Origin of the sequence: Nostoc sp. DedQUE07 (assembly GCF_034530975.2) — a bacterium.
Classification (GTDB): Bacteria; Cyanobacteriota; Cyanobacteriia; order Cyanobacteriales; family Nostocaceae; genus Nostoc.
Map to the genome: position 1 here is coordinate 1 of NZ_JAVRCC020000014.1, position 13507 is coordinate 13507.

Genomic DNA, 13507 nt, shown 5'->3' on the forward strand with positions numbered 1-13507 from the left:
ACCCCACACCCCACACCCTACACCCCAAAACCAGTAATACCAAGGGTTAACGCTTATCTTAGTGACATTCGTCCCTTTCCCCTTTCTCCAAACCTCACAAGCGCATTTTTAGGTTGACAGACTACTAATAGGGTAATTAAACAGTTGGGTTAGCGATCGCAATTTATTCTTTATACGTTTTTTACTTAGACAAAGGCTATATTTAATACTTAGTAGTATCGGTTTCCACACTGTTGTTATTTAATAATTTAATACTAGTAGTGTGTAATATAGATTAAGCTTGCCTCTCACCTATTTGCTATGAAATTTAATGAAGAGGTAGTTACGATTCATAGTGTACAACTTTGACAACTGTCCACAATACTGTTGCATGTCTCAAGCTCATGGTAATATTATTTTACTGTCAGGGAGATATTATTTATACATCAATTTGTAACCATGCTGAAAGAGCTAGTTAGGTGCGCTACCTCTAAAAAACAAAAAATTATTCAACCTACCCAGGAAATCAACAAAAGCCCTAACGTGCAAAGCACAGAGCTTTTTAAACTCTGCTTATATAAGGTACTAAAGAGCTAACTAAAGCTCTTTTTTAGGAATCATCATAGCCAGCGAGAAAGGCATAAAACCTTCTTAAGATGGCAAAAAATTAGACAAGAGTAAATAGAAAATTTTTGACGCAATGTCAATAGTTTTTTGTATATGTAAAAATATCAAAAAGCCTAATTTATCTTGCCAATAAGATATTAACATTGTGTGTTTTATTTAGATATTGATTCTCTTTGTGCTTAGTTACCTATATATAAAAGTCCTATTTGATTAGTGAAAACTTAAGCTACCCTCGATCAAATCAGGCAAACACTTAAATTTAACAAATAGTTTAGGACTGCTAGATCGATCTCGATCTAGTAAAAATTCGATTATTCACAAAGTCAGTAAGAGTAACAGGAAAAACATGAATATCATAGTTCGTTTGTTTGGAGCGATCGTTCTGCAATTATCTGCGTTGGCTGCAATGTCTAGCATGGCAATGTCTGATGACAAGCCCTTTCGCGTCAATACGCAACAGACACCTGCTGTTTATCCACGAAAAACAACACAGCCCTTTCGCGTCAATACCCAGCAGACACCTGCTGTTTATCCACTAAAAACAACACAGAGGATTTGCTCTTTAGATCCCATTGAAGATTTATTACCTCCACCACAAACTAAGACAAGTAATTCTTTGCTTTCTTACCTTGCTGAACAGGGTTTTACACAAAATAAAGAGGGTTCTTGGGTCTGTTATGCGAACGATCCTAAAAAAGAAGGACGTTACTTTACTTTATTTAAGGTCAAACAAGTTAATAGCAGGCTCATAGCAAGTTCTTTCCTAGATGAAGGCAGTCTAATTCAAGGTCAGGAAAATCGTAGCTTAGACTTCTTTATGATGCTGATTGAGCATCATACGAATACTACTCAAGACAACCGTCAAGGTATACGTAGATATCTACAAGCCTTCGTTTCCTTAGTCAAAGAAGGGAAGATTAAACCAACGCGTCGTGGGTATCTTTTCGACCAACCAAACCGGGCATTGGTCTTATATCACACACTCTCATCAGGAAATCTCAAAGGTACGGGAATCACAATCAACATTGATTTACCTAAGAGTTGAATTGGGGAGTAGGAAGTAGGAGAGGCAGGGGGGAATAATAATTTTTGACCAATGACAAATGACAAATGACAAATGACCAATGACCAATCCCCAATTAAATTGATGTCGTCTAGTGGAGGTGCATCTTGCCTAAATCAATTGTTCAAAGAATTGCGATGCCGAAGGTAGTTCGCTTTGCAGCGATCGCATTTTCATCTGTTGCAGTAGTACTCACTACGTGTCAGTCTGCTTTTGCACAACTAAATGTTGGACGCTATGGCATCCAACAAGGATTGGAGTCTGAGTATCTCCAGTACCAAATCAATAACCAGAATTTGAGCCGGATGCGAGTCATTCCTGGATGTGATGTGGGATTTGGTCTGACCTGTAATAAGACTGGATCGGTAATCCAACGATTAGTAGAGTTAAACAATGGGACTAGTTATCAAAACCTTCTGATCCGAGCAGCCGGTGGGGAAAAAAACTTCCAGAATTTCGCTAGCTTCTATGGCAATAATCCTAATCTCTCTGCGGTGCCTTACGCCTCCTTTTGGAGAAACGCATCCCCCGCAATCATGGATGGATCTCAATACCTTCTTGGACAACCTTTTGGTCGCAATCCAGTAGAAGGACTCGGACTTGTAACCAAGCAGTTCTACTGGGCACCATACTCAGGAGTCAATGATTCTGTTAGCCTCCGTAATGGATTACTAGACCTGAAATTGTCATACGGACGACTGCTGTTTGAAGAGGCCTCAAAAATTTCCAATATTCAAGAGCAGATTCAGTCTCTAGGTCTGTCGCCAGAGATGACAAATTTTTATTTAGATAAAATCTCTACAGGCTTGGATGCGTTGAGTTCTGGTAATCAGAATCAACTCCAACAGAAGATTTTTGAAGTCCTATCCTTTCCATACTCCGAAGATGGTGGGGAACTCGGACGCCCTAATAATGCGATTCCAGCGGAATTTAATCAGCTCTTAGGAGAAGATATCGCAGGAGATACTTTGCTGAGTGAAAATCCACTACCGTTGGACGGAGAAACAATAGCTTTTGATGCTTTCCCTGGCTCTACGGGAGATGTCTTAGTACCAGAGAGTTCTGGTTCCTTTCCACTTTGGCCAATAATTGGCGTTGGGGGTCTTGGTTTAATTCTGCTTCTACTACTGAGTGGCGATAGTTCTTCAGCTCAACCATCTGTTTCTTCATCTCAACCACCTGTACCTGTTTCTCCAGAAAATACACCTTTGTCTCTCACCAACAAAGGCGAATGCGATCTGACTCCTAGTGGTAATAGTTCCGATCACACACAGATCGTTGAGATTCCGTGTAATGTTACTCCTCAAACCCCCACGGAAGTGAAGAAGGTAGTGGAGCCATCAACGATCAAAGCGCTTGTATTGATAATTGTTCTACTATGGATAGTCCGTAACAAACACCGAACTTTAAAAATCCGTCATTCGTAATTGTTACATAAAGGGATACATGGCACTAAGAAAAGCCCAAAGGCTTATGTAGCATCGTTTCGCCTCGTTCCCAGTCCTCAGACTGGGAATGTATTGCCAGAGGCTCTGCCTCTGGTCAAGCCACTGGAGGCGGAGCCTCTCAGAACTCGTTCCCAGCCTTCAGGCTGGGAACGAGGATACAATAAGTCTTTGGGCTTTTCTTAGTGCTATTCGTTTTAGAAGGCAGAAACCTAACTACGCTAACCGATGATGAATTGGCATATATCCGCAATCGCCGGATCGGTTTTGTGTTTCAGCAGTTTAATTTACTGGCTCGTTCTACGGCTTTAGAAAACGTGATGTTGCCAATGGTCTATGCAGGTGTTCCTAAATCGGAACGCAGAAAACGCGCAGAGTCAGCTTTAACCCGCGTTGGTTTGGCAGAGCGAATGTTAAACCGTCCTAACCAGATGTCTGGTGGACAGCAACAGCGAGTAGCCATAGCCCGCGCCCTCGTTAATCGCCCTGCACTTGTTCTAGCAGACGAACCCACTGGAGCGTTAGACAGTGAAACATCTCAGGAAGTGATGGATTTGTTGACTGAGTTAAATAGTCAAGGCATCACGATTGTTATCGTTACCCATGAACCAGATGTAGCCGATCAAACTAATCGGATTATTCATGTTAAAGATGGTTTAGCTGAAGGGGTAACAAAGAAGCTACAAACCAGACTGGATAATGTGCATAGCGTATAAAACCTGATGAAAATGGCGTAGTTTATCAGCCCTTTGCGTAGCGTTTAGTTCGGAGAGCGTCCCGTAGAGAAGGAAAGGTATCGCCTGTTAATCTGCGGCCAATTCACCACATTCCACCAATTATCCAAATACTCAGCCCGACGGTTGCGATATTTAAGGTAATAAGCATGTTCCCATAGATCGTTACCCATAATCGGATATGAACCCTCCATAATCGGGTTATCTTGATTTGCTGTGGTAACAATCTGGAGTTGTTTTTGAGGATTGCGTACTAACCAAACCCAACCACTACCGAAACGAGCTGCACCCGCTGCGTTAAACTGTTTTTTAAAGGCATCAAAACTGCCAAAAGTTTGGTTAATTTCTTGAGCGATCGCTCCTGATGGTTGTCCTCCACCTTGGGGACTCATCAGTTGCCAAAAAATCGTGTGGTTGAGATGACCACCAGCGTTATTACGTACCTTTGTCCGAATATCTTCAGGTACGCTGTTCAAATTCACTAGTAAACCTTCAACACTTCTTTTTTGCAAATCTGGATACTGCTTTAATGCATCATTTAAGTTCTTGACGTAGCTAGCATGATGTGCATCATGATGCAATTTCATCGTTTCAGCATCAATCGCTTTTCCGAGTGCCCCATAAGCATAAGGTAATGGTGCTAGTTGTGCGGGAGAAGTACTTAATGACCTATTAGGATAAGCTACAGTGGCAAACGGTCTAGTAGGTGTTGGTGTAGAAGTTTGGGCCTCAGCTATTGGTACTGGTTCGTGATAAATTAGCAGAATTGTCAACACAATTGTTGTGAAGAAAAAAACTATTTTTTTTCGCCAAAATCCGATCATAAATTGTAGCCTCAAAATCAATATTATTGGCTTATAACCCGATCTTAGAGTGTTATTTTGCAGTTATATTAAGCCAAATATTATATATATTACCTTAGTTATCAGTTAATTAAAGCAAAAATAAATCTAGCTAAAATTTTATTTTTTAAACTTATCATTCAAACCTTGTAAAGAATAAATCTCTTGGATTAAGAATAAGAATTATTCATACAACTCCTAACTTTATTATGTATGGGAGTCCCATTTGCCTGTACGAACATCTTGTTTACAGCATAATAGCTAGATTTTATCCACTATTTGAACTAGGCAACACCACTACAAATTTTCTATTATTTATTCAGCTGATTTTTTTTGTTTTTCATCTGTCTGTAAATAGCTGCAATGTTGCGGGCATCATCAATGCCACGATGATGTGTACCTTTTAATTCTATCCCCAACTCATTGAGAGCTTGTGCCATGCCAAATTTTTTAGATACGCCAAGATATTCCGAAAATTCCTCTTTGATATTTATGTGTTCTGAAGTAAAAGGATAAGGGAAATTATGAAACGTGCAATCTTGAATAAATTGCTTTTTGTCATAATTACCCCAAGAACAAAAAATATAGTCAGGAAATAAATTAATCCATTCTTTGAAGCGAGAAATTGCTTCTAAAAATTTTGGCGCTTCGTCAACATCTTGCTGGCGAATACTAGTCAATTCTGTGCAAAAATTTGTCAGTTGCGGATGTCTCACAGGTTGGATGAATTGCTGAAACTCCGAATCAATTTCCCACGTTGTTCGGTTGAGCATCACTGCACCGATTTCAATGATTTCCATTTGGTGACGTGGAATAGTTTTACTGTTACAGCATGTAGCTTCCAAATCAACTATCAGATAATAGTGAGATATTCTAGTATTCATATTAGATTGAGAATAATATTAGTAACTTTTTATACTTATATTTTAAAACTATGAAGTTTGTAGTAATCGCATACATTATACTACAAGAACGTAATGTTTACAGTAGCTTTGCTTTTTTCATTTATTTGAACCACAACCTTCTGTATAGGCTTACAGGTAGCTGTAAGATTACAGAAATTTAGATTGATGAAAAAGGTTTAACCCAACGGAGTTGAATAGCGATATCAAGAGCGATCGCAGCCAGCGCAAACCATAACAAACTTTCTGCCGCCAACACCAAAAAAGGCCAAATTGCGCTGTGGGAATTCCACCCAAATTCTATCTGAGTTAATCCGCGCACCAAGCCAAAGGCTAACACGCCACCAGCTTTGAGTTGGGGATTTCGATCGGAGCGGATGATATAGCGGTAGGTGACACCAAATAGGAAACCAATAAAAGTTGCGATCGCACCACTCACCACCAAGTGCCAGTTAACATCACTTTGCAGACATACAAGTGTCTGAAAATACTTTGCCAGTATGAAAGTATTCAACAGGTTAGCGATCGCAAAAGCCAAACACACAGAGAATCCCCCAACTATTCCAGCCTTGAGGGATTCTATGCGTTCTGCCATTAATTGAGGATCTAAAATTGAGTTCACTCTATATAGAAGTTAAGGATTAGATATTAGGGAAATTTTTCCTTACTCTCCAGTATGATAAATGCTTGAGCAGCTTTGTCATTAATTAAATACCGCTCTCAAGTGGGAATTTTGATGATAAATTCGGTTCCCATACCAGGTTGAGAATTCACTTCTAATATACCTTCGTGTTTTTCTACAATAATTTGGTATGCGATCGACAAGCCAAGTCCAGTACCTTTGCCAACAGTTTTTGTCGTAAACAACGGCTCAAACAAGCGTTTTTTCAGCCGTTCAGGAATACCAATCCCATTGTCAGCAATCCGAATTATAACCAATTGTTGAGAATCTATTTCTGTGATAATTTTAATCTGAGGAATTATATTGCTGATTTTGCCTTCCATTATAGCTTCATCAAGGGCATCAATTGCATTCGCGAGAATGTTCATAAACACTTGATTCATCTGCCCTAGATAACACTTAACCTGTGGTAATTCTCCATAATTTTTAATCACTTCAATGCGGGGACGATCGCTATTAGCATGGAGGCGGTGTTGCAAAATCATTAGGGTACTATCTATTCCTTGATGTAAATCAGCAGATATTTTGGCATCGCTATCCGAGCGACAGAAACTGCGGAGTGAACTAGAAAGGTTGCGAATTCGTTCGCTTCCTATGTGGAGTGAGTTCAAGATTTTTCCCATATCTTCGAGAACAAAGTTTAGATCCAAGTTCTCAATAGTTTTGGTAATTTTGGCTGTTGGGTTTGGATACTCTTGTTCATATAGTAGAAGCAACTCGGTTACTGCTGTAATATATTCTTGCAAGGGTGGAATATTGCTGGAAATAAAGTTGATCGGGTTATTGATTTCATGGCCAATACCAGCGATTAGCTCTCCGAGTGTTGATAGTTTCTCTTGCTGTACTAATTGGACTTGGGCTTTTTGCAAAGCCCTGGTGCGATCGCTAACTTGTTGTTCCAAAGATTCAGTCAATTGTTTGAGTTGTAAATGTACGCGTACTCTTGCAATCACTTCTTCTTGGGCAAATGGTTTCGGGATATAGTCAACTGCGCCAAGGGAAAATCCCTTCGTTTTGCTCTCTGTATCCGCTAATGCAGTAGTGAAAATAATCGGAATGTTTTGGGTAACAGGATTGGCTTTGAGGCGGCGACAAGTTTCAAATCCGTCAATACCAGGCATTTGTACGTCCAGCAAAATCAACTCTGGTTGATTGCGTTCGACTTGAGCGATCGCACTTTCTCCATCGACTGCAACCCGAAAACGAAAACCCTCACTATTAAGCGCTTCACACAGGAGAGATAAATTTGTGGGATTATCATCCACAATCAAAATAAATCCGGTATCTGAGGTTTTAAGCATGATTAATTAAAAATTGAAATTTAACTCAAATTAATTGATATATTCTTGAATAAAAGTTTCCAAACGTTTGAGTTGGAAATTACTAGCAAGCTGGACGATTTGCTGGACAAAAATGCTTAAACGCTCGTCAGATTTAGAAAGTTCCTCGGCCAGTTCCAAAACTTTTTGAATATCACCGTCTTTTGTCAGTTCGAGTAAATCTTGCAAAACCTCTTTGGCAGGATAAATCATCTCATTTGGTCGATCCAAAGCATCTATATTGGTTTTTTTGATTTCATCTACCTTTACGTCAAAAATCCATTCCAGTTGCAAAAACTGTCGTAGCATTTCCAGCAGCGTTTCAGCTTCTACAGGCTTTGGTAGAAATGCATTTGCACCTACATCAATACTCTTGTACTGGTCGGCTGCAAACACACTGGCTGAGGAAGCGATGACAGCAATCTCTTTAAATTGCTCAGATTTACGTAAACGATCGATCAACTCAAATCCATTCAATATAGGCATCACTAAGTCAGTAATAATCAAGTCTGGTTTGTGGGCTAGAGCCTTTTCCCATCCTTCCTGACCCTGACTAGCTTCTACAACAGTAAACCCAACTGGTTCTAGTAAATTTACAATTACCGATCGATTTTCCCATTTGTCATCCGCAATCAAAATGGTGCGGCTTTGTCCTTGATAACCAATAATAGTTCCTTGCTCGACCACTCTAGAAACCTTTGCCCAGTCTTTAGATTCTGGAAATTCTGCCTCAAACCAGAAAGTACTACCTTTGCCAAATTCACTTTGTACCTGAATCTGACCACCCATCAACAAAACAATGTTTTGGCTGATTGCTAATCCCAAACCTGTACCTTCAGATTGTCGTTTTTGATTTCCTACTTGTTCAAAGGGTTGGAAGATTTTCTGCGCTTGTTCAGGGATTATTCCAGCACCAGTATCTATTACCTCAAAACGAATTTTGTAGTTAGTTTTTCCATTGGTGTTTGATTGTTTAGCAATGACCTTAACTTTGAAGGTGACACTACCTTCATTAGTAAATTTAATCGCATTACTCAGCAAGTTAATCAGTACTTGCCGCAAGCGTTTTTCATCAGTATGAATGCCCGTTGGTAAATTAGGATCGAGTTGGACGTGAAATGCAATCACCTTTTGTTCTGCGCGGATGCGAGAAATTTCAGTCACGCTATCTATAAAGGCAGGTAAGTAGAAATCAACAGGATACAATTCTAGTTTCCGGGCTTCTATTTTGGAGAGATCCAGAACATCATTAATTAGGGTTAAAAGATGAGAACCACATTGATAAATGATGCTGACTCCTTTACGTCCTTTTTCACTCAAAGATTCTGTGCGTTGAAGAATTTGTGTATAGCCCAAAATACCGTTAAGAGGTGTGCGTAGTTCATGACTCATATTGGCGAGAAATTCACTCTTGGCTTGGCTGGAGTTTTGAGCAACTTCTTCTGCAAGGCGTAATTCTTTTTCGATGCGCTTGCGCTCGACAATTTCAGTTGAAAGCGCTCGATTGATAACTTCTAACTGGGTTGGACTAGGTAGTGTTAGAGCTTGAGGCATGAGATAAAATAACGCAAATGCCGTATATATCGAAATAATGGCAGTTAGAGCTTTTAAACTACCTGCAACCCAATAATTTGGATGCCAAAGCGTCCAAATATCCATTAAGTGCCCAGTACCGCAAGCAATGATAAAAGCACCAAATAACAAAAAGACGCCATTAAAAGGAAGGTCTTTACGCTTAGAAATAAAGTAAATCAGTAGGAAGGGAATAGAATAATAGGCTAGAGCGATCGTGGCATCAGAAATAATGTGCAGCCAGACTAATCCAGTTTGCCAAAGATAACAATGTCCATGAGGTATAAAACCGTTGGAGTGGAAAGGATAGTTGAAAAATGTCGGCATGATATTAGGGGTTGCTGGATTGGAAATATATACCCATAGCCCTAGTATTCCCAAAAGTATCAAGTCAGAAAGCGCGATCGCTACTTTTTTACATTCGTGTTTATCGTTGCTTTAAGTACTAACGTATCAAGAAAAGTTGGTGTCTTTTTTGTGTAAACGTACTCTGTCGTAAAGATCACACGCAAAAGTTACAATCTGATTGATAAAAAAATCTCAGCCTGCCCAATCCCTGTATGATAAGTATTAGAAACCTTTTGTAATTATTTGAAAAGTGGGACTATGGAGATTTTGACACTAGGTTGGGTAGCGTTGTTAGTTGTGTTTACTTGGTCAATTGCAATGGTAGTGTGGGGACGTAACGGACTATAGAGGCATTGTGGAAAGTCCATTCTTGAGTATTTTGGTTTTATTTGCTGTAGTGCTGCTCGTAGTAGTCACTGGTGGTATTGGTTATTTAACCCTGGCGGATTGGCGCGATCGCCGTCGCCGAGATGAAGAAAAACGCACCACCCGCAGCGCCACTCCCAAGCGGCGATAGTTTTCTGGTAATTGAAAATCTTTTTGTAGGGACGCGATTGTATCGCGTCCCTACATTGTTTTTATGACATTCCCAGGAAATAACTGTTACCTTTGCGATCGCAACGGGAATCATGAAATAGAAGACTTTCAATATTTAAAGTCCCACTGGGAATGGAAAACTCCTCTACTACTCAATCCATACAACCAAATTCAGAACGGCAAGAATCTCATTCAGATGTAACATGCTCCTTGCGTCAGAATGAGCAACAAAAAGCCTTATCTGGAGTTATTGCCCGTATTCGGGAGTCTCTAGACATAGAAACTATTTTCAAAATTACAGTCACTGAAGTCCGCCAACTTCTGAAAAGCGATCGGGTTGGCGTGTTTCGTTTTTATCCTGATTTGGCATGGGAAGGAGAATTTATCTATGAAGATGTGGCAACCGAATGGAATTCGGCATTAGCAGCCAAACTGCGCGACCACTGCTTTAGTGAGGAGTTCGCAGGACTTTATCAGCAAGGTCGAATTAGAGCAATAACTGATATTTATCAAGTAAATGCCAGTGATTGCTACATCCAGATTCTGGAAAAATTCCAAGTACGTGCCAGTATAATTGCCCCCTTGATCAAAGGTAAAGATTTATGGGGATTGTTGTGTATTCATCAGTGTGGTAGTCCTCGACAATGGGAAGCATCAGAAATTGAGTTTGTGCAATTAATTGCCGAACATCTAGGAGTTGCTTTACAGCAAGCAGATTTCCTCGAACAAGTCAAACTACAATCAACAGAACTAGCACAAGCAAAAGCCAGAGAAAAAGCGGCTCAATGGCAGAAAACTATAGCTATCACCATTGAGAAAATTCGCCAGTCCTTAGATTTGGAAATCATTTTCCACACAACCACCGCAGAACTTAGGCAGCTACTAAATGCCGATCGCGTGGCTATCTATCGGTTCAATCCCGATTGGAGTGGTGAATTCGTGTTTGAATCAGTGGCAGAGGGTTGGGTTTCCCTGATAGATCAACAGTCGCAACGCCCGGAATTGAAAGATAACGTCAGCGAATGTAGCGCCAAAGATTTAGCTAAACCTCCAGTCGCTGATACCTATTTACAAGATACAGAGGGTGGGAACTTCACTCAGTGTGAAGTGTACCGAATTTGTAATGATATTTACAATTCAGGCTTTAGTGACTGCTACATTAAAATTTTAGAGATATATCAAGCAAAAGCTTATGCGATCGTTGCTATTTACCACGGTCAAAAGCTCTGGGGCTTGCTAGCAGCATACCAAAATGCTGGAACCCGTGATTGGCAAAAAGATGAGGTTTACTTGCTTACTCAAGTGGGTACTCAACTAGGTGTGGCTTTGCAGCAAGCGGAATTTATCCAACAAATGCAGATTCAAGCAGCAGATATCAGCAAAGCTGCTGAAAGGCAAAGAGCGTTAGCGCACACAGTAGAAAAAATTCGTCAGTCTCTTGAAATTGAAGCCATATTTAAAACCACTACTCAAGAAGTTCGTCGGTTATTAGAAGTGGAACGAGTCGCAATTTATCGCTTCTATCCTGATTGGAGTGGCGAATTTGTGGCTGATTCGATCGTTGATGGCTGGACACCAATGGTTAAGCCGCAGCCTGTGACAGAACGCGTTCTTGTGCAAGGAAAACAAGCGGGTAAGTATGCACGTAATGAAGTTTTTGTACCAATTTCTCAGGGTGAAAAGCTGTGGGGATTGCTAGTAGCTTATCAAAACTCCCAGCCCCGTTATTGGCAAGATGAAGAAATCAACTTGCTAGCCCAAGTTGGCGTTCAATTGGGGGTAGCATTACAGCAAGCTGAATCCTTGAAACAGATGCAGGTGCAAGCCGAAAAACTGGCTCAAGCCGCCGAACGAGAACGGAAAGCAGCCGAAAGACAGAAGGCCTTAGCTGCAACAGTGGAGAAAATCCGCCACTCTCTTGATATTGACACCATTTTTGCGACCAGTACAGAAGAAGTCCGACGGTTATTGGAAGTTGACCGAGTAACAATCTATCGATTCGGGACTGATTGGAGTGGGAAATTTGTTGCTGAGTCTTTAGCCGAAGGTTGGACATCAGTAAAGGAAATTGTACCTGCAATGTCTACGACAGGCTACGCCTATGCAAGTAATTACTTGCAAGAAACCCAAGGTGGGGATTTTGCTAATGGTAAAACTCTTGTTATTAAGGATATTTACAGCACCGATGATTCTATTCCTTATATTGCCCTGATCGAACTCATGGAGGCTAGGGCATATATGATTGTGCCGATTTTTCAGGGTGAGAAACTTTGGGGATTGCTAGCAGCTTATCAAAATATCAAACCCCGTGATTGGCAAGAAGATGAAGTAGATTTGTTGATGCAAATTGGTACTCAGTTAGGCGTAGGACTTCAGCAAGCGGAATTACTAGAACAAACTCAATGTCAAAAAGAAGAGTTGACCCAGACTCTGAAAGAATTACAGGACACTCAGAGTCAGTTAATTCAAAGTGAAAAAATGGCAGGTTTAGGGCAGTTAGTTGCTGGTGTAGCACATGAAATTAATAACCCGATTAGTTTCATTTATGGGAATATCACTTATGTTACCGAACATACCGAAAATTTATTTAAATTACTGCGCCTTTATCAGAAACAGTATCCTAAGACAACAGAAGAAATTAAAAAGCAAGTAGCAGCATTAGATTTAGATTTCATTAATGATGACTTGCCCAAAATTCTGGCTTCAATGAAGATGGGTGCAGAGCGGATCTCTCAATTAGTCTTGTCGTTACGAAGTTTTTCTCGGCTTGACGAATCAGGAATGAAGCCCGTTGACCTTCATGAAGGTATCGACAGTACTTTGCTAATTTTACAACATCGACTGCAACCACAAACTAATTCTTTTGCTATTGAGGTAGTTAAGCAATATGGTGAATTGCCTCCAGTAGTCTGCTATGCAGCCCAGATGAATCAGGTGTTTATGAATATTCTCAACAACGCGATTGATGCACTGGAAAACTCAGCAATTAGTGGCAAAAAAATTGACAATCCTAAAATTTGGATACGTACAGAAGTTATAGAAGAGAATATTGTTCTGATTTGGATTGCTGACAATGGTTGTGGGATTCCAGAGATTGTGCGATCGCGCATTTTTGAACCTTTCTTTACTACCAAACAACCTGGCCAAGGTACTGGTTTGGGGTTATCTATTAGTTACCAAATTATTGTAGAAAAACACGGCGGTAATATCAAATGTGTTTCTGAACCTGCTAATGGCTGTGAGTTCTGGATACAAATTCCGATGAAAAGGACAATTAGTTAGGAAAAAATAGGCGATGCATTCTCTATGAGAGGCTACGTCAGAGGACACACAGGAAGGAGAAAAAAGGCGATCGCACGCTGAAGATTTTACAGGCGATCGCTCTTTTTAAAGAACCACTCCAGGCGCAGAGGACAGAGAGGAAGGAGAAAGCGATCGCTCCCCTTGTGGAATACAT

At 40.3% G+C, this 13507-nt stretch carries 11 protein-coding genes and 1 pseudogene; 6 read left to right on the forward strand and 6 right to left on the reverse strand.

Annotated features, from left to right (window positions below; all coding sequences use genetic code 11):
• Positions 1 to 952 precede the first annotated feature (952 nt).
• The 3 genes and pseudogenes from RMZ95_RS13390 to RMZ95_RS13400 form a co-directional block, all read left to right on the forward strand.
• Positions 953 to 1651, forward strand: a complete 699-nt coding sequence (locus RMZ95_RS13390) for a hypothetical protein (protein WP_322670930.1) — start codon at positions 953 to 955, stop codon at positions 1649 to 1651.
• 125 nt (positions 1652 to 1776) lie between these two features.
• Entirely contained in the window at positions 1777 to 3096 is a 1320-nt protein-coding gene (locus RMZ95_RS13395; RefSeq protein WP_322682995.1) for a hypothetical protein, read from the forward strand.
• 209 nt (positions 3097 to 3305) lie between these two features.
• Positions 3306 to 3830, forward strand: a pseudogene (locus tag RMZ95_RS13400) (ABC transporter ATP-binding protein); the annotation flags it as partial.
• A 44-nt stretch (positions 3831 to 3874) separates the two neighbouring features.
• Here the strand turns inward: RMZ95_RS13400 and RMZ95_RS13405 are convergent.
• The 5 genes from RMZ95_RS13405 to RMZ95_RS13425 all read right to left on the reverse strand — a co-directional run bounded on the left by RMZ95_RS13405 (position 3875) and on the right by RMZ95_RS13425 (position 9492).
• A complete protein-coding gene (locus RMZ95_RS13405) occupies positions 3875 to 4672 on the reverse strand; it encodes a superoxide dismutase (RefSeq protein ID WP_322670932.1) in 798 nt (265 codons plus the stop codon).
• 329 nt (positions 4673 to 5001) lie between these two features.
• Positions 5002 to 5574 (reverse strand): 3'-5' exonuclease, encoded by a 573-nt coding sequence (locus RMZ95_RS13410; RefSeq protein ID WP_322670933.1) that lies wholly within the window; start codon positions 5572 to 5574, stop codon positions 5002 to 5004.
• A gap of 178 nt (positions 5575 to 5752) precedes the next feature.
• On the reverse strand, positions 5753 to 6187 hold the full coding sequence (locus RMZ95_RS13415; protein WP_322671001.1) for a hypothetical protein: 435 nt from the start codon (positions 6185 to 6187) through the stop codon (positions 5753 to 5755).
• A 125-nt stretch (positions 6188 to 6312) separates the two neighbouring features.
• On the reverse strand, positions 6313 to 7575 hold the full coding sequence (locus RMZ95_RS13420) for a sensor histidine kinase (protein ID WP_322682996.1): 1263 nt from the start codon (positions 7573 to 7575) through the stop codon (positions 6313 to 6315).
• A 30-nt stretch (positions 7576 to 7605) separates the two neighbouring features.
• The gene (locus RMZ95_RS13425; RefSeq protein ID WP_322682997.1) at positions 7606 to 9492 is read right to left on the reverse strand and encodes an ATP-binding protein; all 1887 of its coding nucleotides are present in this window, start codon (positions 9490 to 9492) and stop codon (positions 7606 to 7608) included.
• Positions 9493 to 9771: 279 nt separating this feature from the next.
• Between RMZ95_RS13425 and petN the strand changes: the two genes are divergently transcribed.
• From petN to RMZ95_RS13440, 3 genes are all read left to right on the forward strand, one after another.
• Complete coding sequence (gene petN, locus RMZ95_RS13430; protein WP_017322509.1) at positions 9772 to 9861, forward strand: cytochrome b6-f complex subunit PetN; 90 nt, start codon at positions 9772 to 9774, stop codon at positions 9859 to 9861.
• Between the two features lie 7 nt (positions 9862 to 9868).
• Positions 9869 to 10030: a hypothetical protein gene (locus tag RMZ95_RS13435; protein ID WP_322670936.1), complete on the forward strand. Its 162-nt coding sequence runs from the start codon at positions 9869 to 9871 to the stop codon at positions 10028 to 10030.
• A 152-nt stretch (positions 10031 to 10182) separates the two neighbouring features.
• Positions 10183 to 13332 carry a GAF domain-containing protein gene (locus RMZ95_RS13440; RefSeq protein WP_322682998.1) on the forward strand — a complete coding sequence of 1050 codons (3150 nt, stop codon included), beginning with the start codon at positions 10183 to 10185 and terminating at the stop codon, positions 13330 to 13332.
• Positions 13333 to 13369: 37 nt separating this feature from the next.
• Here RMZ95_RS13440 and RMZ95_RS13445 read toward each other — a convergent pair whose 3' ends face one another.
• Positions 13370 to 13507: a hypothetical protein gene (locus RMZ95_RS13445; protein WP_322682999.1), complete on the reverse strand. Its 138-nt coding sequence runs from the start codon at positions 13505 to 13507 to the stop codon at positions 13370 to 13372.